The sequence below is a fragment of the Longimicrobium sp. genome, assembly GCF_048594345.1.
Lineage (GTDB): Bacteria > Gemmatimonadota > Gemmatimonadetes > Longimicrobiales > Longimicrobiaceae > Longimicrobium.
In genome coordinates, this window is record NZ_JBMDXM010000250.1 from 1 (window position 1) to 23,175 (window position 23,175).

Sequence of the window (23,175 nt, forward strand, 5' to 3'; positions counted from 1 at the left end):
CCGCTGCCCCGAGTGCGGCAACGAGTTCGAGAAGTTCGGGCGGATGTCCGCTCCGCCCGTCCAGGAGTGCCCCAACTGCCACGCCCAGGCCCAGCGCAGGATCAGCGGGGGCGCCGGCCTGGTGTTCCAGGGGAGCGGGTTCTACATCACCGACTACCGCGGCGACGGCTACAAGAAGGCCGCCGAGAGCGACAAGGGCGGCGCGTCGTCGTCGTCCGGTGAATCCAAGGCGGAAAGCAAGCCCGCCCCCAAATCCGAATCGTCCTCGTCCGGCGGATCGTCGGGCGGGTCGTCCACGAGCGAGTAGATGGCCGTAGACAAGCTGCAGGCCGAAATCGAGCGCGCCCTCCGGGAGATGGGCGTGCAGGAACCCGTGTCCGTTGCCCTGGAGCGTCCGCGCAACCCGGAGCACGGTGACTGGGCCACCAACGTGGCGCTCACCCTGGCCAAGCCCCTGCGCAAGGCCCCGCGGCAGATCGCCGACGAGCTGGCGGAGCGCATCGACCGCGCGGCCGCCGGCATCCGCAGCGCCGAGGTGGCCGGGCCGGGGTTCATCAACTTTCGCCTGTCCACGGACTTTCTGCGCGACGGACTCGTCCGCATCGTCCGCGAGGGAGACCGCTACGGCCGCAACGAGAGCGGCGCCGGCCGGCCCGTGAACGTGGAGTTCGTGAGCGCCAACCCCACCGGGCCGCTGCACATTGGCCACGGGCGGCAGGCCGCCATGGGCGACGCGGTGGCCGAGCTGCTGGCGTGGGCCGGCTGGGCCGTGCACCGCGAATACTACTACAACGACGCGGGCGAGCAGATCAACCGGCTCAGCCGCAGCGTGTGGGCGCGCTACCAGCAGGCGCTGGGCCGCGAGGCCACGTTCCCCGACGACGGCTACCACGGCGAGTACGTCCGCGAGATCGCGCAGGCGCTGGTGGCCGAGCACGGCGACCGCTTTGCCGGCGACGAGTCGCCCGAGGCGCTGGACGCCATGCGCGTCTTTGCCGTCGCCCGGCTGCGCGCGGAGCAGAACAGTGACCTGGACGGCTTGGGCGTGCGCTTCGACACGTACTTCCTGGAGTCGTCGCTGTACGGCAGCGGGGCGGTGGAGGAGACCATCCGCCGCCTGCGCGAAACGGGGCACGTGTACGAAAAGGACGGCGCCGTCTGGCTGCGGACCACGGAGTTCGGTGACGACAAGGACCGCGTGATGGTCAAGTCCACCGGCTTTCCCACGTACTTCCTGCCGGACGTGGCGTACCACCTCAACAAGTGGGAGCGCGGGTTCCACCGCGCCATCAACGTGCAGGGCAGCGACCACCACGGCACCACGGCCCGCGTGCGCGCGGGGCTGCAGGCGCTGGGGCTGCCGGCCGGCTACCCGGAGTACGTGCTGCACCAGATGGTGCTGGTGATGCGCGGCGGGCAGGAGGTAAAGTTCAGCAAGCGCGCGGGCGACTACGTGACCATGCGCGAGCTGTACGACGAGGTGGGCGTGGACGTGGCGCGCTACTTCTTCCTCATGCGCCGCGCCGAGGCCCAGCTCACGTTCGACCTGGACCTGGCGCTGGACCAGTCCGACAAGAACCCGGTCTACAAGATCCAGTACGCCCACGCGCGCCTGTCCAGCATCTTCCGCCGTGCGGAGGTGGATCCGTCCACCGTCGACGCCGGCGCCGCGGACCTGTCGCTGCTGAGCCACGAGAGCGAGGCGGAGCTGGTCAAGCTGCTGCTGCGCTTTCCGGAGGAGATCGAGTCGTCTGCCGAAGCGCACACGCCGCACGCCATCTGCGCGTACCTGGAAGAGGTGGCGGGCGCGGTGAACAGCTGGTACCACGCCGGCAACCGCGACGCCTCGCTGCGCGTGATCGGTGCCGAGGTGTCTCCGGAGCAGTCGCGCGCCCGGCTGGTGCTTTCGCGCGCGGTGCAGGTGGTGCTGCGCAACGGCCTGGCGGTGCTGGGCATCAGCGCGCCGGAGCGGATGGACCGCGCGGAAGAGCCCTCCCCCGGCGGCGCCTGAGAGCGCGCCGCCCCCTCCCGCAAACAGCGCGGGAGGGGGGATACACGGCACGGGGTTCGGCGCGCTTCGAACGGGCCGGCGCGCGGGGCCGGCGCCCCCTCCGGGCGGGCACCACCCGCCCACCTCCCCCAAAAAAGACTGGGGGAGGTTGGGTGTGGGGCTGGGGACGGGGCGCGTCGGACATCCGAGCGCGAGATGGTGGGCCGCCCCCCTCCCCGTCCCTTCCCCGCAAACTGCGCGGGGGAGGGAGGTGCGACGCACCTCGCCGAAGCGGGATCGAAGTCCACCTCCCCCGGGGGTTTATGGGGGAGGTGCGAGCCTAAGCGAGTAAGGGGGCGCCCCGCGACGCAGTCCGATGCCGTTCGTCGAGTCCCAATCCCGCGGCAACACTCTCCCCTCTCCGTGAGGAACGAACGGGGAGGGGCCGGGGGAGGGGCACCCCGCGGACGCGGTTCGATGCCCGTAGTCGTGGTTTTCCCAAACAGCAGCTCCGTCCTTTCCTCTTCTTCCCATACACCAGGACCATGTCCCTTCTCGTCGTCGGCAGCGTAGCGCTGGACACCGTGGAAACGCCGTTTGGACGCGCGGAAGACGCGCTGGGCGGCAGCGCCACCTTCTTTTCCGCCGCCGCCTCGCTGCTGCACCCCGTGCAGCTGGTGGGCGTCGTAGGTGACGACTACCCGATGGAGGCGCTCAGCTTCCTTTCCGAGCGCAACGTGGACCTGGCCGGGCTGGAGCGCGCCGCGGGCGAGAGCTTTCGCTGGTCCGGCGTGTACAGCTACGACCTGAACAGCCGCGAAACGCTGGAGACCCGCCTGGGCGTGTTCGCCAACTTTGCCCCCAAGATCCCCGAGCAGTTTCGCGATGCCGAGTGGGTGTTCCTGGGCAACATCGATCCCGAACTGCAGATCAACGTCCTGGACCAGGTGCACAAGCCCCGGTTCGTGGCGTGCGACACCATGAACCTGTGGATCGAGATCAAGCGCAGCCGCCTGATCGACCTGCTGGGGCGCGTGGACCTGCTGATGGTGAACGACGCCGAAGCGCGCCAGCTGAGCGGCCAGCACAACCTGTCGCGCGCCGCGCGGTGGATCATGGACCGCGGCCCGCGCTACCTGATCATCAAGAAGGGCGAGCACGGGGCCATCCTCTTCACCCCGCACTCCACCTTCTTTGCCCCCGGCTACCCGCTGGAAGACGTGTTCGACCCCACCGGCGCGGGCGACGCGTTCGCCGGCGGATTCATGGCGCACCTGGCGCAGAGCGGGCGGATGGAGGACAACGACCTGCGCCGCGCCGTAGTGTACGGCAGCGTGCTGGGCTCGTACGCGGTAGAAAAGTTCTCCGTCGAGCGTTTCAAGGACCTGACGGCCGACGAGATCGAGGAGCGCGTGCGGCACTTCCGCGAAATGACCGTCTTCGAGCTGCCGGTGGACGCCGGTGTCTGAGCAGCCCGGCCTTTCCTACGCCGCCGCCGGCGTCGACATCGACGCCGCGCACCAGGCCATGAAGGGCGTCGCCGCGCTGGTGCGCTCCACCGCCACGCCCGACACGCTCAGCGAGCTGGGCTCGTTCGGCGGGCTGTACCGTGTGCCGAGGGACGCGAAGCAGCCGGTGCTGGTGGCGTCCACGGACGGGGTGGGGACCAAGCTCAAGGTGGCGTTCACCACCGGCCGCCATGGGACGGTGGGCGAGGACCTGGTGAACCACTGCGTCAACGACATCCTGGTGCAGGGCGCCAGGCCGCTCTTCTTTCTCGATTACGTGGGCGTCGGCCGGCTGGAGCCCGGCGTCGTCGAGGCGCTGGTAGAGGGCGTGGCGCGCGGGTGCCGGGCCAACGGCTGCGCGCTGCTGGGCGGCGAGACGGCGGAGATGCCCGACATGTACCAGCCCGGCGAGTACGACCTGGCGGGGACCATCGTGGGCATGGTGGAGGAGGACCGGGTGATGGACGGCCGCGCCATCCGCGCCGGCGACGTGCTCGTCGGGCTGGCCTCCACCGGGCTGCACACCAACGGCTACTCGCTGGCCCGGCGCATCGTCTTCGACCGCATGGGGCTCACGCCGGACTCGCCGTTTCCGGACGAGGACGGCAGCGTGGCCGACGTGCTGCTGCGCGTCCATCGATCGTACCTCAAGCCGCTGTATCCGCTCATCGAAGCGGGCCGCGTGCGCGGACTGGCGCACATCACCGGCGGCGGGCTGGTCGACAACGTGCCGCGCATCCTTCCCGGCGGCGTGGATGCGCGCTTCGACCTGGCAAGCTGGACCGTTCCCCCCGTGTTCCAGGTGCTGCAGCGGGAGGGCGGGGTGCAGCGTGACGAGATGTTCCGCGCCTTCAACATGGGGGTGGGGATGGTGGCGGCCGTCGCGGCGGAGGACGCGGACGCGGTGGTGCGCGACCTGTCCGCGGCGGGCGAGCGGGCGTGGATCGCCGGGGAAATCGTCCCCGGCGACGGCAAGGTGGTGCTGAGCTAACGGAGCAACGGGATGATCAAGAATACGTGGGCGCTCGCGGCCGCCGCGGCGCTCCTTTCCGCCCCCGTGGCGGCGCAGACCGACATCGGCAACGTGTGCGAGAGCATTCCCGCCATCGCGGCGGAGCAGTGCGTGATCGTGGCGCAGGCGGTGGACGCCGCGCAGCCGCAGCTGGGGATCCTGATGGCGGGCGGCAACCCCACGCTGGGCACCGCCAGCACCGGCGGCGTGCGGCTGGGCCTGATCCCCCGCGTAAGCCTTACGGGACGCATCAACGTAGTGGGCGCGCGGCTCCCCGACATCCGCGAAGAGGCGGACGGCCAGACGGACAAGTTCACCGTTCCCGCGCCGGCGGTGGGCGCCAACCTTTCCGTGGGGCTTACGCAGGGGTTCAGCGTGGCGCCCATGATCGGCGGGTTTGGCGCCATCGACCTGCTGGGAAGCGTGAGCGTGCTGCCGCTGTCGCTGCTGGGCGACGAGTTTGGCGACAACGCGTTCTCCTGGGGCGCGGGCGCGCGCGTGGGCCTGGTGCGCGAGTCGTTCGTCACCCCCGGCGTGTCGGTGTCGCTGATGTACCGCAGCCTGGGCGACGTGCGCTTTGGCGAGGTGTGCTCTGGCAGCGAGGTGGCGGCGGGCGACAACCGCTCCGTCTGCTCCACCGACGGCGACTTTGGCGAGATCGAGTTCGGGCTGGACAACTGGAGCGCCCGCGCGGCCGTCAGCAAGCGGCTGCTGGGGCTGGGCCTTACGGCGGGCGTGGGATACGACCGGTTCGAGACCAGCGCCGACTTTGCCGTGCGCGCGCCCGGGCCGCCGGTGGGCACGGAGCAGGTCTACCGCTTCAACGAGGTGGGCGTGGACAACGACCGCTGGTCGGCGTTCATCGACGGCTCGTTCACCATCCTCTTCGGTTCCATCGTGGCCGAGGCGGGGTGGATGCAGGGCTCCAACGCCATCCAGGGCTTCCCGTCGACCAGCGACTTCGATCCCAAGGATGGCACCTTCTTCGGCAGCATCGGCGCGCGGCTTTCCCTCTGAGCCGCGCGGGCCCCGGCGGTTCCGCCGCGGGCGAGCGGAGTGTGGATCGCCGGGGAAGCCGTCCCCGGCGACGGCAACGTGGTGCTGAGCCAACGGAGCGACGGGATGATCAAAAAGACGTGGGCGCTCGCGGCCGCCGCGGCGCTTCTTGCCGCTCCCGCGGCGGCGCAGGGTGACATCGAGACCATCTGCGACCAGTTTGCCGGGACGCCGGGGAGCCGTGCGGAGCGGTGCGGCATGGTGGCGCAAGCGGTGGACGCCGCCCAGCCGCAGCTGGGCATTCTGATGGCCGGGGGAAATCCCACGCTGGGCACCGCCAGCACCGGCGGCGTGCGGCTGGGCATGATCCCCCGCGTGAGCCTTACGGGGCGCATCAACGTGGTGGGCGCGCGCATGCCCGACATCCGCCAGGCGTCGGAGGACGAGACGAAGGAGTTCTCCATCCCCACGCCGGCGATCGGGGCCAACCTGGCCATGGGCCTTACGCAGGGGATCAGCGTGGCGCCCGCGATCGGCGGGTTTGGCGCCATCGACCTGCTGGCCAGCGTGAGCGTGCTGCCGCTGGAGCTGGTGGGCGACGACTTTGGCAACAACGCGTTCTCGTGGGGCGCCGGCGCGCGGGTGGGGCTGATCCGCGAGTCGTTCGTCATGCCCGGCGTGTCGGTGTCGCTGATGTACCGCAGCCTGGGCGACGTAAAGTTCGGCACGGTGTGCGCGGGGACCGAGACGCCCAGCGTGGTCGCGCCCGACGACCCCAGCCGCCGCACCTGCAACGCCCAGGGTGACTTTGGCGAGATCGATCTCGGGCTGGACAACTGGAGCGCGCGCGCGGCCGTCAGCAAGCGGCTGCTGGGGCTGGGGCTTACGGCGGGCGTGGGCTACGACCGCTTCGAAACCAGCGCGGATTTCGCGTTCGCCCTGCCGCCCACGGCCGGCAACCGCGAGGTGATCCGCTTTACCGACGTTGCCGTGGACAACGACCGCTGGTCGGCGTTCGTCAACGGATCCTTCACCATCCTCTTCGGCTCCCTTGTGGCCGAGCTGGGGTGGATGCAGGGCTCCGATCCCATCCAGGGGTTCCCGTCCACGAGCGACTTCGATCCCAACGAAGGCACCTTCTTCGGCAGCATCGGCGCGCGGCTGTCGCTGTGAGTGCGTGAGTGCGGACGTGCGTGAGTGCGGACTTGGTCGCGCACCTGAGGGCCGCCTTTCCCGTGGGGAGGCGGCCTTTCGCGTGATGCGCCGCGGAGCGCACGAAAGCCTGCACGTGATCGAGGGATGTGCAGGCGGATGTCCATGACCAGAAACGCCGCACGACCGCCTCTGCGGCACCCGGCACTTGAACCTGGGCACGTGATCCTGTCCCATGTCTGACGACCCCACGCCGCAGGACGTCCACTTCATCCGCCGCGCCATCGAGCTGGCCGCGAACGGGTGGGGCAGGGTTGCGCCCAACCCCATGGTGGGCTGCGTGATCGTGCGCGACGGCCAGGTGGTGGGGGAGGGATGGCACACGGAGTACGGCCAGCCCCACGCCGAGGTGGAGGCGCTCCGCGCGGCGGGCGGCCGGGCGCGCGGCGCCACGGCCTACGTGTCGCTGGAGCCCTGCAGCCACTGGGGCAAAACGCCGCCCTGCACCGGCGCGCTGATCGAGGCCGGTGTGCGGCGCGTGGTGTTCGGCGGGTTCGATCCCAACCCGAAGGCGCAGGGCGGCGGCGAGGTGCTGCGTGCGGCGGGGATCGAGGTGCTGGGGGGAGTGGAGGCGGCGGCCGTGCGCGAGCAGAACGCCGTCTTCTTCCACGCGCACTCGCCGCTTGACGTGGAGCGGCCGTTCGTCGCGCTCAAGCTGGCGATGTCGCTGGACGCCCGCATCGCCGACCGCGACGGCCGCTCCGTCTGGATCACCGGCGAAGAAGCGCGCGCCGAGGTGCACCGCCTGCGCGCCGGCTACGACGCCATCGCCGTCGGCATCGGCACCGCGCTGGCGGATGACCCGCTGCTCACCGTCCGCGGTGCCGTGGAGCCGCGGGTTCCGCCGACTCGCATCGTCTTCGATCGCCGGCTGCGGCTGCCGGTGGATGGCAAGCTCGTCCGCTCCGCGCGCGAGGTCCCGGTGCTGGCCGTCTGCGAGCCCGATGCGTCCGCCGACCGCCGCCGCGCGCTGGAGGATGCAGGTGTGCGCGTCGTGGCTGGCTCCGGCCTCGCCAATCAGCTCCGCGCCATCCGCGAAGCGGGCGTTCGCTCGATCTTCGTCGAAGGCGGCTCCGTCCTCGCCTCCGCGCTGCTGGCGGCGGACGCGGTGGATCGCATGTATCTCTTCTACGCCCCCGTCCTCATCGGCCCCGAAGGCGGCTCGCCCTTCGCCGGACTCCCCAGCCTGCCTCTAGCCGACGCACTCCGCTGGCGTCGCATCGAGACGCAGGTGTTCGGCGCGGATACGCTGATCACGCTGGCGCGCCCGGCGGCCTGAGGTACAACTGACAGATGGACGAAAGGAAAGCCGATGCAGCAAATCGCGACTCACGACCGGCGCGCCTTCGTTCTCCACGCGATGGAGCCCGCGGATGCCCTGCCTCCGCTATTCGGCGACGAGCCGTTTGCGGCGCTGGTGTGGGCGACGCGCCCTACTTCGAACGCGCAGAAGCAGCGCATCACGCACGCGCTGATCGCCGGCGGCTGCCGCTACGTGGTCTGCGGCGGTGCGGAGACGGACGCGTGGGAAGAAGCCGCGGACGATGCGTACCTCGTGCTGGACCTGCCGGACGATGACGTGGTGATGACGAGCAGCCATCGCGGCGAGCCTCCGGACGAGGTAGTGTTCTTTCTGGTGCACAGCGCCCGCACCGACCGCGATTTCGCGCGCTGTCTGCTGCTCGTCGTCGGAGCGGACGCGCCCGTCGAGGAGCGGCTGAGCGAATGCGTTCGTGAAGAGCTGGACGCGGTGGGCGGGTGAATTATCCCGCGCCTTTGCGCATCCCCCGCCTTGTGCCGTAACTTTGCGCCCGCGTCGGACCGACGTGGGCGCACGTGCATTCAGCAAAGCAGGAATCGTGTTCACCGGGATCGTAGAAGAAGTCGGCACCATCGCGGGCGTGGAGCCGCTGGGGAACGGCGTCCAGATCACCCTCTCCGCCCAGACGGTGCTGGAGGGGATCGGGCTGGGCGACAGCATCTCCATCGACGGGGCGTGCCAGACGGTGACGTCCATCCTCCCCGACGGCTTCACCGTGCAGGCCATCGCCACCACGCTGGGGCGCACCACCTTCGGCGCGTTTCGCGCGGGGCAGCGGGTGAACCTGGAGCGCGCGCTGGCGTTTGGCGCGCGGCTGGGCGGGCACCTGGTGGCGGGGCACGTGGACGGCGTGGGCAAGGTGCTGCGCATCGAGCCGCGCGACGAGCTTACGCTCATCGACTTCTCCCTCCCGGACGAGGTGGTGGGCGTGACCGTGCTGCACGGCTCCATCACCCTCAACGGCATCAGCCTGACGGTGAACGAGCTGCCGGCGCCGAGCGTCTGCCAGGTTTCCATCATCCCGTTCACCTGGGAGCACACGGCCATCGGCGAACTGCGCCAGGGCGACGGGGTGAACGTGGAGGGCGACATGATCGGCAAGTTCGTCCGCAACTTGCTGGGCGCGCCGGCGCACGGCGCGGGGCAGGGAAACATCGGCGCCGAGCACGTTCTCAAGGCGTGGGGGTACCAGTGAGGTTTGCGGCCGCGTTCGTCCCGCTGGCGCTGGCCGCGTGCGAGCCGTCGCCGGACCCGGACTACCGCGGCCAGAACACCGTCCCCGTGGAGGCCATGCAGGTCGACAGCGCCGCGGTGGACAGCGGCGCCCTGGACAGCGCCTTCCTCGCGATCGAGCGCGACTCGGGCGGGGAGCTGGGCGTATCCGCCGTCGTCGTGGAGAACGGGCGCACCGTGGGCCACCGCGATGGTGAGGCGTTCCCCATGGCGAGCACCTACAAGCTCCCCATCGCGCTGGCCGTGCTGGCGCAGGTGGACAGCGGCCGCGTCTCGCTGGACGACACCGTCCGCCTGACGCCCGCGGACTACCGGCTGGGCCCCGGCCCCGTCAGCGAGAGGCTGCCCGCGGGCGGCGGAACGGTGACGGTGCGGCGGATGATCGAGTCGATGATGATGTTCAGCGACAACACCGCCACCGACGCGCTGATGCGGCTGACCGGCGGCCCGCGGGCGGTGATGGCGCACCTGCGCGCGCGCGGCGTCGAAGGGATGCGGGTGGACCGGTACGAGGGGGAGGTCTACCTGGACTACAACGGCGTCACCGGGGCGCCGCCGCCGGTGGAGTGGACGCCCCAGCGGGTGCGGGGGTGGATCGACTCCGTGCCGCCGGCGCAAAAGCAGGCGGCGCGTGAGCGGTTCTTCGCCGACGTGCGCGACACCTCCACCCCGGACGCCATGGCGGCGCTGCTGGTGCAGGTGCAGCGCGGCGAGTGGAGTTCGCCCACCAGCCGCGGCTTTCTGCTGGACGCCATGCGCCGTTCGCCCACGGGGGCGCGGCGTATCCGCGCGGGGGTGCCACGCGACACCGAGGTGGCGGACAAGACGGGCACCATCGGCCGCGTCACCAACGACGCGGGGCTGGTCACGCTGCCGGACGGCACCCACGTGGCGCTCGCGGTCTTCGTACGCAACTCGACGAAGACCAACGAGCAGGTAGAGCCGGTCATCGCCGCCGCCGCCCGCGCCGTGTACGCGCACTTCGCGGGAACCGGCGGCGCGTCCGCGGTTACGGGGCAGCCGCGGGACACGACGGTGGCTCGGGATTCGGCGGCGGGGCGGGATACGATGCTTCAGCAGTAGGATCCGGCGCCGGCGCGACCCTCGGGGGCCCTCTCCCCCGCCAGGCCTTTCGCTCGTTCCTCGCGACGGCTGGCGACCCCTCCCCCAACTTCGGGGGAGGGGTGGTTCGGAAGGCTGAGGTGCGCTTCGGGGAGGTCGGAAACGGGATCGAAGTGCTCCCCTCTCCGTGAGGAACGAACGGGGAGGGGCCGGGGGAGGGGCACCGCGCGGGCGCAGCGTGATGCCGTTCGCCGAGCATCGAACCAGCGGCGACACTAACCTCCCCCAGGTTTTTTGGGGGAGGTGCGAGCCTAAGCGAGCGGAGGGGGCGCTGGCGGACGCAGCCGAACGTCCGTCGAAGCGGGACCGAAGTGCTCCCCTCTCCGTGAGGAACGAACGGGGAGGGGCCGGGGGAGGGGCACCGCGGGCGCCAGCGTGATGCGGGCCGACGCGCACCGAACCCGCGGACACCGTCACGCGACGGATTTCGTGGTTCGGGCACCATGGCTTGAACCAGGAGCGGCCGGTGATCCGTACGGCCGGGTACCATTGATCGACATCAACGGCGAACGAGGAAATACGATGCCGTTCGACAGGATAGAAGACGCGATCGCGGACATCCGCGCGGGGCGCATGGTCATCGTCGCCGACGACGAGGACCGCGAGAACGAGGGTGACCTGGTGTGCGCGGCATCGGCCGTGACGCCCGAGATCATCAACTTCATGGCCAGGGAAGGCCGCGGGCTCATCTGCCTGGCGCTGACCGCCGAACGCGCGGACGAGCTGGAGCTGCGCCCCATGAGCGAGCACAACACCGAGGCGCTGAGCACCGCGTTCACCGTCTCGGTCGACGCGGCCGCGCGCTTTGGCGTGACCACGGGGATCAGCGCGTGGGACCGCGCCAAGACCATCCAGGTGTGCCTGGACCCGGAAAGCAAGCCGTCGGACCTGCGCCGCCCGGGCCACGTGTTTCCCCTGCGCGCCCGCGCCGGCGGCGTGCTGCGCCGCGTGGGGCAGACGGAGGCGTCGGTGGACCTGGCGCGGCTGGCGGGGCTGCCGCCGGCGGGCGTGATCTGCGAGATCCTGAACGACGACGGCACGATGGCGCGCCGTCCGCAGCTGGAGGAGTTCGCCGCGCGGCACGGCCTCAAGTTCATCACCGTGGCGCAGATCGTCGCCTACCGCCTGCAGCGCGAGCGGCTGGTGCACCGCGAGGCCGAGGCCACCATCCCCACGCCGTTCGGCGACTGGCGCATCATCGCCTACAAGAACGACGTGGACCCGCACGAGCACGTGGCCATGATCAAGGGCGACGTGGAGGGCGTGCCCGACATGATGGTGCGCATGCACTCCGAGTGTCTGACCGGCGACGTGTTCCACTCCATGCGCTGCGACTGCGGCGAGCAGCTGGACCGAGCCATGGCGCAGATCGAGCGCGAGGGGCGCGGGGTGATCGTCTACCTGCGGCAGGAGGGGCGGGGGATCGGGCTGGTGCACAAGCTGCGCGCCTACAACCTGCAGGACCAGGGGATGGACACGGTCGAGGCCAACGAGGCCCTGGGCTTTCTCCCCGACCTGCGCGAGTACGGCATCGGGGCGCAAATCCTGCTCGACCTTGGGCTTTCGTCCGTGCGCATTCTGACCAACAACCCCAAGAAGATCGTGGGGATGGACGGCTACGGGCTATCGGTGACGGAGCAGCTTCCGCTTACCGTGGAGCCCAATCCGCACAACAGCGGCTACCTGCGCGCCAAGCGCGAGCGCATGGGGCACCTGCTGCCGACGTGAGGGAAGTGCGAAAGTGCGTGAGTGCGGAAGTGCGAAAGTAAAAGAACGGGATCGTCGTCGGTGCCGCGGGACGGGGGCACTGGGCACTTGGAACTGGGCACTGGAAACTCGTTTTGACTGAACATCACGGACAGATCCGCGGCGAGGGCAAGCGGTTCGGCATCGTCATCAGCCGGTTCAACGACCTGATCACCCGGCAGCTGCTGGCCGGCGCGCGCGACTGCCTGCTGCAGCACGGCGTGGCCGACGACGGCATCGAGGCCGTGTGGGTACCCGGCGCGTGGGAGCTCGCGGGGCCGCTGCGCATGCTGGCCGAGAGCGGGCGCTTTGACGCGGTGATCGCGCTGGGGTGCGTGATCCGCGGGGCCACGCCGCACTTTGACTACGTTGCCGGCGCGGCCGCCAACGGCGTGGCGGCCGTGGGCGCGGCGGTCGACGTTCCCGTCGTCTTTGGCGTGCTGACGACGGAAACCATCGAGCAGGCCATCGAGCGGGCGGGGACCAAGGCCGGGAACAAGGGATGGGACGCGGCGATGGTGGCGATGGAGATGAGCGACCTGTACGCCCGCCTGGGCGGCCGGGAGGCAAAGTGAAGAACCGGAGCCGCGCCCGCGGATGGGCGCTGCAGGCGCTGTACGCGTGGGAGCAGCGCGGCGCCGCCGCCGAGATGGGGATGCCGGTGCTGCAGGACCTGTTCGCCTCGCTGCGCGTGTCGCCCGCCAACCGCCCCTACGCCGAGATCCTGGTGCGCCTGGTGGGGCAGAACCTGGCCAGGATCGACGCCACCATCGTGGAGTCGCTCACCAACTGGCGGCTGGAGCGGCTGGCCGTCGTCGACCGGGCGATCCTTCGCCTGGGCACGGCGGAGATGATGTTTGTGGACGACGTGCCGCCGCGCATGTGCATTCGCGAGATGGTGCAGCTGGCCGAGAAGTACGGCACGGCCGATTCGCCCCGCTTCGTGAACGGCGTGCTGGACGCGGTTATGCGGCGCGTGGCTCCAGGGGAGGCAGCGGGGGCTTGAAGATCCTGGTCCTCAACTGGCAGGACCTCGCCAACCCCCAGTCCGGCGGCGCCGAGATCCACCTGCACGAAATCTTCGGACGGCTGGCGCGGCGGGGGCACGAGGTCACGCTTCTCTGCTCCGGCTGGCCCGGCGCGCGCCCCCGCGCCGAGTCCGGCGGCATGCAGATCCGTCGCACCGGCGGCCGCAACACCTTTTCCCTGGCCGCGCCCGCGTACTACCGGCGGCATCTCGCGGCCCAGCCCTGGGACGTGGTGGTGGAGGATCTGAACAAGGTTCCGCTCTTCGCCCCGTACTGGGTCCGGCGGCCGCTCGTCCTCCTGGTCCACCACCTGTTCGGCGCGACGGCGTTCCGCGAGGCCAGCGCGCCCTTCGCCGCGGCCACGTGGCTGCTGGAGCGGCCGATCCCCTTCGCCTACCGCGGCCTCCCCGCCGAAGCCGTCTCCGAGAGCACCGCCGACGACCTCGTCGCCCGTGGGCTGCGCCGCGAGGACATCCGCGTCATCCACAACGGCGTGGACCTGAAGTTTTTCTCGCCCGATCCGCGCGTCGCCCGCTTACCCCAGCCCACCTTTCTCTACGTCGGCCGGCTTAAGCGCTACAAGCGCATCGACCAGGCCGTGGACGCCGTCGCCCTGCTGCGCGACCGCGGCACGCACGTGCGCCTGCTGGTCGCCGGGCGGGGGGACGAGGAGCCGCGGCTGCGGGCGCAGGTGGAGCGGCTTGGGATCGGCGACCGGGTGACGTTCGAGGGATTCGTCACGGAGGAGCGCAAGCGTGAGCTGCTGCGCGCCTGCTGGGGCACGGTGCTGCCGTCGCCCAAGGAAGGGTGGGGAATCACCAACATCGAAGCCGCCGCCTGCGGCACCCCCGCCGTCGCCGCCGACTCGCCCGGCCTGCGCGAATCCGTGGTCCACGACCGCACCGGCCTCCTGGTCCCCTACGGCGACGTGGAGAAGCTGGCGGACGCGCTCGGCGGCCTGGCGGCGGACCCGGAGCGCGTCGCGGCGCTTGGCGCCGCGGGGCGTGTGTTCGCGGAGGGATTTTCGTGGGAGCGGTCGGCGGATCTTACGGAGGCGCACCTGGCGCAGGTGGCGGGGCAGAGGATTCGCCGCGGCTCCACCCGAGACGCTCCCGGCGGCAACGGCGGCCACACGCCCGGTTCCGGGGGCTGAGATGCCGGCGATCTTTCGATACTTCTGGCTGCTGATGCTGGTGGTCGTCGCCGTGAACGCCTTCGTCTACCGGCGCCGCTTTCGGACGCTTGAGGCGCAGGGCGTGATGGCCCCGGCGGATTCCGCGCGGCTGCTGCGGGCGTGGATCGTCGGCCTGGGCGGGCTGTGCGTGGCGCTGGCGGCGCTGCAGCTGGCCGCCGGCTGGGAGTCACCGTTCTGTGTGCACGACCGGCCGCTGGCGGACCCCTTCGTGCTGGGCTCTTTGCTGGTGACGGCGGTTGCGTGGGCCGCCTTTCTCGCGTGGATCTTTGTCTGGGGCGGTGACGCGCTGGTGAGCCGCGCGAGCCCCGCGCTCACACAGCGCTATCCCGGCCACGGCTGGTCGCCGCGCACCACGCGGATCGGCGCCGTGCTGATCGTGCTCGCCTCGGTGGCGTCGGGGGTGATCGCCAGGCAGACCAGCCCCGCCGCCGCGTGTGACGCCGGTGTCGCGCGGTACGCCGAGGTCGGGTAAATCAGCCCGCCGAGCCCGCCGCTGAAACGTTTGAATCCGCCTTTGGCGCGGTCCCGGCCGCGGGGCGCGGGACCTTTCGAAGGGGCGAGGCGGGACGTCCAGGGGTCAGTCGCCTAGCGAACCCACGGTGAAGATGAGGACGATGAAGCCCAGGACTGCCAGGGCGTTGGCGGTCAGGCCGGGAGTGGTCCCCAGGCGAACCGTGCCGTAGGTGGCGTTGAGCGGCTCGCCGTCGCGCCACAGCAGGTCGCCGCGAACGCCGACCGAAGCCCAGTCGGTAAAGCCCACCGCCACGTCGCCCGTAACTCCGAGCGCCGAATTGTGGTTGAAAGGACTGGGATCCCAGTCCGACGTCGCAAGGGCCAGCCCGCCCGACGCGTCAACCGCGGCGTAGCGGCTCAGCCAGCGCCGGTAGCGCGCCTTGAGCGCGGTGCGCGTCCCGTCGCCGTCCATCCCCACGGACACCGTTCCGCCGACCGCGTGCGCGGGCCCACGGTTCACCAGGAGGCCGAACTCCCACTCCCACGGCGCGCCCAGGTCGCGGGTGGGCGGCATGGGCGGGTAGTAGGAGAAGTGCACCACCGCTACCATCTCGCACGAGCTCTGCGGCCGCCCCCTCCAGCAGAAATCGCGCGGTTCTTTGTCCTCCTGCGCCCCGGCTTCCTGCGCCGCGGCGCGCGCCGGGAGCGCGAGCAACAGCGCGCAGGCAAGGGTGGCTGCGCGTACAAGCCGCGCGGCGGTCCGGTGCGGAGTGTTCATCTGCCTGGGCTGTTGCGAGGAGTACGGGACGTGCAAGGAGTTCTGTATCCCGCCGTGCACCGCGTGTGATTCAGCGTACCCGTATGGGTGCGGGAGCACGAGCATGGGAAGCCTGCGATAATCGGGCCGATAGTGGGCGTCCGGGAGCGGCCAGCGTGATGCGTAGCCGCTCGATAATGGATTTCAGGATTTCAGGATATTGGTCTCGGGCTGAGTTCAGGCTGAGTTCGCAGCGCTTCGGACGGGCCGGCGCGGGCCCCCTGCGGGCGGGCACCACCCGCCCACCTCCCCCGAAACTGCCGGGGGAGGTTGTGGTTGGGCCGGGTTTGAGGCGAATCGGGCAGAAGGGTGCGAGATGGTGAGCCGCCCCCCTCCCCGGCCCTTCCCCACAAACTGCGTGGGGGAGGGAGGTGCGAACGCACCTCGTCGAAGCGGCATGGAAGTTTATACCCTCTCCCGCTTGCGGGAGAGGGTGCGAGCCTGAGCGAGCGGGTGAGGGCCCTGTCGGTCGACAGCAGGATGCCGTTCGTCGACGTCGCGAGCCCTGCGGCCACGTCCTCCCCTCTCCGCGAGGCACGAGCGGGGAGGGGCCGGGGGAGGGGCACCGTCGGGCGCAGTTCGACGTTTGGCCCTCCGCGTCTGTCGGAGCGCGGGGTTCCGCGTTATCCTTTCGCCCGTACCACCACATCGGGCGCAACGCCAACCACCAGGGCGAGGACCATTGACGGTCGACGAGCTGCTGCGCGCAAAGCGGGAAACACTGGTGCTGGAGCTGCTGACGGACGAGCGCGGCCTTTCGCGCACCGTCACCAATCCCGACATCAGCTCCCCCGGGCTGGTGCTCACCGGCTACACCGAGCGCTTTCCCAGCGACCGCATGCAGGTGCTGGGCGAAACCGAGGTCGCTTTCCTGGAGTCGCTGGACGAGGAGCGCCGCCGCGCCGCGCTGATCACCTTTCTGGACTTCGACATCCCCGTCGTCTTCATCACCAAGGGGCAGGACGCGCCGGAGCCGCTGGTGGAGCTGTGCAACCAGGTGGGCACGCCCCTCATCCGCAGCGCCCTCAAGACAGCCGAGTTCTACACCCGCATCAAGCCGTTCCTGGAAGAGCGGTTCGCCCCGCGCACTACCCTGCACGGCTCGCTGGCCGACGTGTACGGCGTGGGACTGCTCTTTACCGGCAAGAGCGGGGTAGGAAAGAGCGAGACGGTGCTGGACCTCGTCGAAAGAGGGCACCGGCTGGTTGCCGACGACCTGGTGATGATCACGCGGCGCGGCAACGAGGTGCTCATCGGCAAGGGGCACGAGCTGCAGAAGCACCACATGGAGATCCGCGGGGTAGGGATCATCGACGTGCGCACCATGTTCGGCGTGCGGGCCATCCGCCAGCAGAAGCGCATCGAGGTGGTGGTGCAGCTGGAGATCTGGGACCAGAACGCCACCTACGACCGCACGGGGCTGGATACCAGGACGATGGACATCCTGGGCGTGCCGGTGCCGCTGGTGACGGTGCCTCTGGTGCCGGGCAAGAACATCACGGTCGTCTGCGAGGTGGTGGCGATGAACCACCTGCTGAAATATGCCGGCGTGGATACTGCCCGCCTGTTCAACCAGCGGCTCCAGAACCGGATGATGGGCACGTCGGAGTACCTGGAGGAGGATTATGAGTAAGCCCGTGGTGGGGCTGGTGGTGAGCCACGCTTCGCTGGCCGAGGGGCTGGTGCAGTCGGTGCGGCAGATCGCCGGCGCCGAGGCCGGGGCGCTGCGCGCCGTGAGCAACGACGGGTGCGGACCCGAGGCGCTGCAGGCCGCCGTGGGCGAGGCACTGGGCGACGGCCCGGGGATCGTGTTTACCGACATGCCGTCCGGCAGCTGCGCCTTTGCCGCGCGCAGGCTGACCATCGACCGGCCGGACACGGCGGTCATCTGCGGGGTGAACCTGCCCATGCTGCTGGACTTCGTCTTTCACCGCGACCTTTCCCTTCCCGAGCTGACCGAGCGGCTGGTGAACAAGGGAAAGGCGGCGATCACCGGCTCGTGCCGGGAGGTGGCGGCGCATGGCGATCGTGCTGCTTCGCGTTGACGAGCGGCTGATCCACGGCCAGGTGGTGGTGGGGTGGGGCGGCCCCCTCCACGCCGACCGCATCGTGGTGGTGGACGACGCCATCGCCGCCAGCCCCTGGGAGCAGGAGCTGTACTGCCTGGGCGTGCCCCCGGAGATGGAGGCCTCGTTCGCCACGGTGGACGACGCCCGTGCGCAGGTGGCGGAGTGGCGCGCCGGGTCCAGGCGCGTCATCGCCCTGGTGCGCGACATCCCCACCGCGCTGCGGCTGGCGGAGGGCGGCATCCTGGCCGGCGAAGAGGTGAACCTGGGCGGCATTCACCACGCGGCGGGGCGCGACCGGGTGCTTCCCTGGCTGCACCTGAACGACGGCGACCGCGAGACGCTGCGCCGGCTGGCGGCGACCGGCGCCGTGGTTTCCGCGCGCGACCTGCCGGCCACGCGCGCCGTGCCCCTGGACGAGCTGCTGGGATCGGGCGGATGATCCCGGACCCGCCAACCCTGTTGCTGCTGAGCCTGCTGGGCGGACTGCTGGCGCTGGACGCCACGTCGGTCGGCCAGTTCATGCTCAGCCGCCCGCTGATCGCGGCGGGGCTGGCGGGGATGATCGCGGGGAACCCCGAGGGCGGCATCGTCTGCGGGGTGCTGATGGAGGCCATCCACCTGGCGGTGCTTCCCGTGGGCGCGGCGCGCACGCCCGAGGCGGGGCCTGCGTCCGTGGCCGCCGCGGGCGCCTTCGCGGGCGCGCCGGCTTCGTCCCAGGTGGCGCTGCTGGCTTCCGTGGTCTTCATGCTGGGGTGGGGGTGGCTGGGCGGGCGGAGCATGGAGTGGATGCGGCGGATCAACGTGCGCATCGCCGTGCCGCCGCCGGGGCCGGTGGACCCGGAGCGGATCGAGCGGCTGCACCTGGGGGCGATGGTGCTGGACTTTGCCCGCGGGGCCGTGGTGACGCTGGCGGGGCTGCTGGTGCTGGGGACGCTGCTGGAGACACTGGGGTGGATTCCCTTCCGCGAGCCGTGGACGCGCCCGGCGCTGGCCCTGTCCGCCGCCGCCGCGCTGGCCAGCTCGCTGCGCCTGTTCGGGCGCCGCCGGCTGCCGCTGTTCGCGGCGGGGGCCGCGGCGGGCGCGGTGCTGCTGTGGCTGCGGGCGTGACCCCACTGCCGCGCTCCGTGCGCCGGGCCATGCTGCTGCGCTCCCTGGCCGTGCAGGGGTCGTGGAACTACCAGACCCTCATCGGCACCGGGATGGCGTTCGTGCTGGCCCCCGCGCTGCGCCACGTGTACGCGGACGATCCCGCGAAGCTGCGCGAGGCGCTGGCGCGGCACGCGGCGCTCTTCAACGCGCACCCGTACCTGGCGGGCGTGGCCGCGGGGGCGCTGGCGCGGCTGGAGGCGGACGGGGTGCCGCCGGAGCTCATCGACCGCTTCAAGAGCGCGGTGCGGGGCTCGCTGGGCTCCATGGGCGACCGGCTGGTGTGGCTTACCTGGCGCCCCGCCTGCGCCCTGCTGATGGTGGCGCTGCTGCTGGCCGGCGCGGGGTGGTGGATCGCCGTGCTGGCGTTCCTGATCGCGTACAACGCGCTGCACCTGTGGATGCGCGTCTGGGGGCTGAACGCCGGCTGGCGCGACGGCCTGCAGGTGGCGCGCGCCCTGCGCGAGGCGCCGTTCGAGCGGCTGGGCGACCGCGCGGGCGACGCGGGGGCGGTGCTGTCCGGATTCGCCGCGGTCCTGGCCATCGGCTGGGGCGGCGAGCCGGGGATTCCGTACGCCGCGGTGGGCGCGCTTGCGCTGGCCGCGGGAATCATGCTGGGGCCCCGCGTGCGCTGGGTGGCGGCCGTGGCGCTCACCGCCATCCTGGTGGCCGGGGTGGCGCTGGCGAACAACCCGTAAGAAGCTGGATGGGATGGAACACGCGAGCGAAGTGACCATCGTCAACAAGTACGGCCTGCACGCGCGTCCCGCGGCCGAGTTCGTGAAGCTGGCCAACCGCTTCGCGAGCGAGGTGTTCATCCGCAAGGACGACGTGGAGGTGAGCGGCAAGAGCATCATGGGGGTGATGATGCTGGCCGCCGAGTGCGGCTCTACCGTGCACGTCCGTGCCCGCGGCGACGACGCCGCGGGTGCCGTGGACGCGCTGGTGGAGCTCATCCGCAACCGATTCGGCGAGGAGTAGGGACGGTGAGCGTGGTCCGCGACGGCATCCCGGCGGCGCCGGGGATCGTAATCGCCCCCGCGCGCGTGCTGCGCTGGGAGGTGCCGCGCGTGCCCCACGGCGCCAGCGTGCCGCCGGACGGGGTCGAGGCCGAGGTGCAGCGCTTTCTGGACGCGTGCGCCTACGCCCAGCAGCGCGTCCGCGCCGTGCAGGAGCGCACCGCCCGCACGGTGGGCGAGGTGGAGGCCCGCATCTTCGATCCGCAGGTGCTCATGCTCGAGGACGCCGACCTGGTGCAGGGCACCATCGGCTACATCCGCGAGAACCACGTGATGGCCGAGCGGGCCTTCGAGTGGCGGGTGCTGGAATGGGAATCGGCGCTCTCCCACTCGTCGCACCCCATGATCATCGACCGGCTGGCCGACCTGGCCGACATCCAGGCCCGCGTCCTTCGCCGGCTGATGGGGATGCCGGACCCCGACCTGGCCGCGCGCGTGGACGGCGACAAGGTGATCCTGATCGCCCACGAGCTCACGCCCTCCGTCACGGTCCAGCTGGACCCCAGGCACGTGATCGGGATCGCCACGGACCTGGGAACGCGCACCTCGCACAGCGCCATCCTGGCCCGCTCGCTCGACATCCCCTGTGTGGTCTCCCTCGGCAACGTCAGCGAGACGGTGCGCGACGGCGACGAGATGATCCTGGACGGGCGGGCGGGGCGCATCGTGATCGCGCCCACGGAAGAGGAAAAGGAGGCGTACCGCCAGCGCGACTACCTGGTGCGCGAGTGGGAGCAGGAACTCGTCCTCCTCGCCCACCTGCCCGCGGTGACGCGCGACGGGCTGAAGGTGGCGCTGCGTTCCAACATCGACCTGCCGGGCGAGGCCGACAGCGCGCACAACCACGGCGCGGACGGCGTGGGGCTGTACCGCACGGAGTTCCTGGTCGTGGGCCGGGCGACGCCGCCGGGGGAGGAGGAGCAGTACGCCGCGTACCGCAAGGTGGCGGAGGCGTTTCCGGGGCAGCCGGTGGTCATCCGCACCTTTGACCTGGGGGGCGACAAGTTCCCCGCGTTCCTGCACATCGGGCGCGAGGAGAACCCGTTCCTGGGGTGGCGCGCCATCCGCGTGTGCCTGGACGAGCCGGAGGTCTTTCGCACCCAGCTGCGCGCCCTGGGCCGCGCGCTGCCGCACGGCGACATCCGCATCATGCTCCCGCTGGTGAACGAGATCAGCGAGGTGGAGCGCAGCCGCGTGCTGATGCGGCAGTGCCTGGCCGAGCTGCGCGCCGAGGGCCACGACGTGCCGGAGCAGTTCCGCCTGGGCGCGATGATCGAGACGCCGGCGGCGGCCATGCTGGCGCCGGAGCTGGCGCGGCACGTGGACTTCTTCAGCATCGGCACCAACGATCTGGTGCAGTACACGCTGGCGGTGGACCGCGGCAACTCGCGGCTGGCGCGGCTGTACAACCCGTTCCACCCCGCCGTGGTGCGGCTGCTGGACGTGATCACCCGCGCCGGCAACGAGGCGGGGATCGAGGTAAGCGTCTGCGGCGAGTTCGCGGCCAACCCCGTGGGCGCGTTTCTGCTGATCGGGATGAAGGCTACCTCGCTGTCCGTGGCGCCGTCGTCGCTGGCCGAGATCAAGAAGGTCATCCGCTCCGTGACGTACGAGGCGGCACGCGAGGCGGTGGACGAGGCGCTGCGGGCGTCCACGCCCGACGAGCTGGCGGTGGGCGTGACCGAGCGGCTGGGCCGGATGATCGACCTGGGCAAGTTCAACGGCCTGCACAGCTTGTCCGGCGACTGACGATCGCGTAGCTTGGCCCCGCCGGAACGACCCCGTAATTCACCGACCGATTTCCCCCTGAAAACAGGCTTGGACCCGTGGCCGCACGCCGCCAGCTCTTTACCTCGGAGTCCGTAACCGAGGGCCATCCCGACAAGATCGCGGACCAGATCTCCGACGCCGTGCTCGACGCCATCCTGGAGGCCGACCCCACCGGCCGCGTGGCGTGCGAGACGCTGGTGACCACCGGCGTGGCCGTGGTCGCGGGCGAGATCACCACCAGCACCTACGTCGACATCCCGGCCATCGTGCGCGGCACGCTCAAGGGGATCGGCTACACCGACGCGCAGTTCGGCATCGACGGCAGCACCTGCGCGGTGATGACGACCATCGACCAGCAGTCGCCCGACATCGCCATGGGGGTGAACACGGGCGGCGCGGGCGACCAGGGGATGATGTTCGGCTACGCCACGCGCGAGAACGACGAGCTGATGCCCATGCCCATCCTGCTGGCGCACCGCGTAAGCAAGCGGCTGGCGGACGTGCGCAAGTCGGGCAAGGTGGGCTTTCTGCGGCCGGACGGCAAAACGCAGGTGACGGTGGAGTACGAGGGCGGCCAGCCGGTGCGCGTGGACACGGTGGTGGTTTCGACGCAGCACGATCCCGAGGCGGGCCCGGAGCAGATCCGCGACGAGATCATCGAGCACGTGATCGTCCCCGCGATGCCCGAGGGACTGTTCGACGCGGACAAGTGCATCATCCACGTGAACCCCACGGGCCGCTTCGTGATCGGCGGGCCGCACGGCGACGCGGGGCTCACCGGCCGCAAGATCATCGTCGACACCTACGGCGGCATGGGCCGCCACGGCGGCGGCGCCTTCAGCGGCAAGGACCCGACGAAGGTGGACCGCTCGGCGGCGTACGCGGCGCGGTGGGCGGCCAAGAACGTGGTGGCGGCCGGGCTGGCGGACCGCTGCGAGATCCAGCTGGCGTACGCCATCGGCGTGGCGGAGCCGGTGTCGGTGCGGGTGGACACGTTCGGCACGGGCAAGACGGACGAAGAGGCGATCGAGCGGGCGGTGGCGAGCGTGTTCGACTTCCGGCCGCTGTCCATCATCGAGGCGCTGAACCTGCGCACGGCGATCTACAAGCCCACGGCGGCGTACGGCCACTTTGGCCGCCACCCCGAGGTGCAGGCCGATGGCCAGGAGCTGCAGCTGTTCCCGTGGGAGCTGACCAACCGCGTGGACGAGCTGAAGAAGGCGGCGGACTAAGCACGGAGCGCTGCGGAGGGCCCGGCGCGCCCCCTCCGGGCCGGCTCCACCGGCCCACCTCCCCCGAAACTGCCGGGGGAGGTTGGGTTGTGGGGCGGGGGACAGGGTGCTGCGGCAGGCACGGCGCGCCCCCTCCGGGCCGGCACCACCGGCCCACCTCCCCCGAAACTGCCGGGGGAGGTTGGGTTGTGGGGCAGGGGACTGGGTGCTTCGGAGAGGCCGGCGCGCCCCCTCCGGGCGGGCACCACCCGCCCACCTCCCCCGAAACTGCCGGGGGAGGTTGGTTGTGGGGCAGGGGACCTGGTG

Annotated in this window: 24 protein-coding genes; 23 read left to right on the forward strand and 1 reads right to left on the reverse strand. The window is 71.0% G+C overall.

The window, feature by feature from the left end; translation table 11 throughout:
* The 15 genes from ACOJUJ_RS26570 to ACOJUJ_RS26640 all read left to right on the forward strand — a co-directional run.
* A partial coding sequence (locus ACOJUJ_RS26570; protein ID WP_420129957.1) for an FmdB family zinc ribbon protein occupies positions 1-307 on the forward strand: 307 nt, incomplete at its 5' end.
* Positions 308-2,011, forward strand: a complete 1,704-nt coding sequence (gene argS / locus ACOJUJ_RS26575; protein WP_420129958.1) for an arginine--tRNA ligase — start codon at positions 308-310, stop codon at positions 2,009-2,011.
* Between the two features lie 524 nt (positions 2,012-2,535).
* Positions 2,536-3,459: a PfkB family carbohydrate kinase gene (locus tag ACOJUJ_RS26580; protein ID WP_420129959.1), complete on the forward strand. Its 924-nt coding sequence runs from the start codon at positions 2,536-2,538 to the stop codon at positions 3,457-3,459.
* Complete coding sequence (gene purM, locus ACOJUJ_RS26585) at positions 3,452-4,489, forward strand: phosphoribosylformylglycinamidine cyclo-ligase (RefSeq protein ID WP_420129960.1); 1,038 nt, start codon at positions 3,452-3,454, stop codon at positions 4,487-4,489. The genes ACOJUJ_RS26580 and purM overlap by 8 nt, the downstream gene beginning before the upstream one ends.
* A 12-nt stretch (positions 4,490-4,501) precedes the next feature.
* Positions 4,502-5,527, forward strand: a complete 1,026-nt coding sequence (locus ACOJUJ_RS26590; RefSeq protein WP_420129961.1) for a hypothetical protein — start codon at positions 4,502-4,504, stop codon at positions 5,525-5,527.
* Between the two features lie 105 nt (positions 5,528-5,632).
* Positions 5,633-6,679: a hypothetical protein gene (locus ACOJUJ_RS26595; protein WP_420129962.1), complete on the forward strand. Its 1,047-nt coding sequence runs from the start codon at positions 5,633-5,635 to the stop codon at positions 6,677-6,679.
* Positions 6,680-6,893: 214 nt separating this feature from the next.
* Entirely contained in the window at positions 6,894-7,997 is a 1,104-nt protein-coding gene (gene ribD / locus ACOJUJ_RS26600) for a bifunctional diaminohydroxyphosphoribosylaminopyrimidine deaminase/5-amino-6-(5-phosphoribosylamino)uracil reductase RibD (RefSeq protein WP_420129963.1), read from the forward strand.
* Between the two features lie 33 nt (positions 7,998-8,030).
* The gene (locus ACOJUJ_RS26605) at positions 8,031-8,480 is read left to right on the forward strand and encodes a DUF7684 family protein (RefSeq protein WP_420129964.1); all 450 of its coding nucleotides are present in this window, start codon (positions 8,031-8,033) and stop codon (positions 8,478-8,480) included.
* Positions 8,481-8,577: 97 nt separating this feature from the next.
* Positions 8,578-9,234, forward strand: coding sequence for a riboflavin synthase (locus tag ACOJUJ_RS26610; RefSeq protein WP_420129965.1), 657 nt, complete (start codon positions 8,578-8,580; stop codon positions 9,232-9,234).
* Complete coding sequence (bla, locus tag ACOJUJ_RS26615) at positions 9,231-10,355, forward strand: class A beta-lactamase (protein ID WP_420129966.1); 1,125 nt, start codon at positions 9,231-9,233, stop codon at positions 10,353-10,355. The genes ACOJUJ_RS26610 and bla overlap by 4 nt, the downstream gene beginning before the upstream one ends.
* A 561-nt stretch (positions 10,356-10,916) precedes the next feature.
* The gene (locus tag ACOJUJ_RS26620; RefSeq protein WP_420129967.1) at positions 10,917-12,122 is read left to right on the forward strand and encodes a bifunctional 3,4-dihydroxy-2-butanone-4-phosphate synthase/GTP cyclohydrolase II; all 1,206 of its coding nucleotides are present in this window, start codon (positions 10,917-10,919) and stop codon (positions 12,120-12,122) included.
* 113 nt (positions 12,123-12,235) lie between these two features.
* Positions 12,236-12,715 carry a 6,7-dimethyl-8-ribityllumazine synthase gene (gene ribH, locus ACOJUJ_RS26625; RefSeq protein ID WP_420129968.1) on the forward strand — a complete coding sequence of 160 codons (480 nt, stop codon included), beginning with the start codon at positions 12,236-12,238 and terminating at the stop codon, positions 12,713-12,715.
* Positions 12,712-13,146: a transcription antitermination factor NusB gene (nusB, locus tag ACOJUJ_RS26630; RefSeq protein WP_420129969.1), complete on the forward strand. Its 435-nt coding sequence runs from the start codon at positions 12,712-12,714 to the stop codon at positions 13,144-13,146. The genes ribH and nusB overlap by 4 nt, the downstream gene beginning before the upstream one ends.
* A complete protein-coding gene (locus ACOJUJ_RS26635) occupies positions 13,143-14,321 on the forward strand; it encodes a glycosyltransferase family 4 protein (protein ID WP_420129970.1) in 1,179 nt (392 codons plus the stop codon). Before nusB ends, ACOJUJ_RS26635 begins: the two co-directional genes overlap by 4 nt.
* Before the next feature lies 1 nt (position 14,322).
* Positions 14,323-14,835, forward strand: a complete 513-nt coding sequence (locus ACOJUJ_RS26640; protein WP_420129971.1) for a hypothetical protein — start codon at positions 14,323-14,325, stop codon at positions 14,833-14,835.
* A gap of 105 nt (positions 14,836-14,940) precedes the next feature.
* Here the strand turns inward: ACOJUJ_RS26640 and ACOJUJ_RS26645 are convergent, their stop codons facing one another.
* Positions 14,941-15,594 carry a hypothetical protein gene (locus tag ACOJUJ_RS26645; protein ID WP_420129972.1) on the reverse strand — a complete coding sequence of 218 codons (654 nt, stop codon included), beginning with the start codon at positions 15,592-15,594 and terminating at the stop codon, positions 14,941-14,943.
* A 721-nt stretch (positions 15,595-16,315) separates the two neighbouring features.
* On the opposite strand from ACOJUJ_RS26645, the gene hprK reads away from it, so the two are divergent.
* The 8 genes from hprK to metK all read left to right on the forward strand — a co-directional run bounded on the left by hprK (position 16,316) and on the right by metK (position 22,869).
* Positions 16,316-17,266 carry an HPr(Ser) kinase/phosphatase gene (gene hprK, locus ACOJUJ_RS26650; protein ID WP_420129973.1) on the forward strand — a complete coding sequence of 317 codons (951 nt, stop codon included), beginning with the start codon at positions 16,316-16,318 and terminating at the stop codon, positions 17,264-17,266.
* On the forward strand, positions 17,259-17,678 hold the full coding sequence (locus ACOJUJ_RS26655; protein ID WP_420129974.1) for a PTS sugar transporter subunit IIA: 420 nt from the start codon (positions 17,259-17,261) through the stop codon (positions 17,676-17,678). Before hprK ends, ACOJUJ_RS26655 begins: the two co-directional genes overlap by 8 nt.
* Positions 17,653-18,141: a PTS system mannose/fructose/N-acetylgalactosamine-transporter subunit IIB gene (locus ACOJUJ_RS26660; protein ID WP_420129975.1), complete on the forward strand. Its 489-nt coding sequence runs from the start codon at positions 17,653-17,655 to the stop codon at positions 18,139-18,141. Before ACOJUJ_RS26655 ends, ACOJUJ_RS26660 begins: the two co-directional genes overlap by 26 nt.
* A complete protein-coding gene (locus ACOJUJ_RS26665) occupies positions 18,138-18,809 on the forward strand; it encodes a PTS sugar transporter subunit IIC (protein WP_420129976.1) in 672 nt (223 codons plus the stop codon). Before ACOJUJ_RS26660 ends, ACOJUJ_RS26665 begins: the two co-directional genes overlap by 4 nt.
* Positions 18,806-19,546, forward strand: coding sequence for a PTS system mannose/fructose/sorbose family transporter subunit IID (locus ACOJUJ_RS26670; RefSeq protein WP_420129977.1), 741 nt, complete (start codon positions 18,806-18,808; stop codon positions 19,544-19,546). Before ACOJUJ_RS26665 ends, ACOJUJ_RS26670 begins: the two co-directional genes overlap by 4 nt.
* Positions 19,547-19,559: 13 nt before the next feature.
* Positions 19,560-19,829 (forward strand): HPr family phosphocarrier protein, encoded by a 270-nt coding sequence (locus ACOJUJ_RS26675; protein WP_420129978.1) that lies wholly within the window; start codon positions 19,560-19,562, stop codon positions 19,827-19,829.
* A 5-nt stretch (positions 19,830-19,834) separates the two neighbouring features.
* Positions 19,835-21,616, forward strand: coding sequence for a phosphoenolpyruvate--protein phosphotransferase (ptsP, locus tag ACOJUJ_RS26680; protein ID WP_420129979.1), 1,782 nt, complete (start codon positions 19,835-19,837; stop codon positions 21,614-21,616).
* 77 nt (positions 21,617-21,693) lie between these two features.
* Positions 21,694-22,869 carry a methionine adenosyltransferase gene (metK, locus tag ACOJUJ_RS26685; RefSeq protein WP_420129980.1) on the forward strand — a complete coding sequence of 392 codons (1,176 nt, stop codon included), beginning with the start codon at positions 21,694-21,696 and terminating at the stop codon, positions 22,867-22,869.
* Positions 22,870-23,175: the final 306 nt, after the last annotated feature.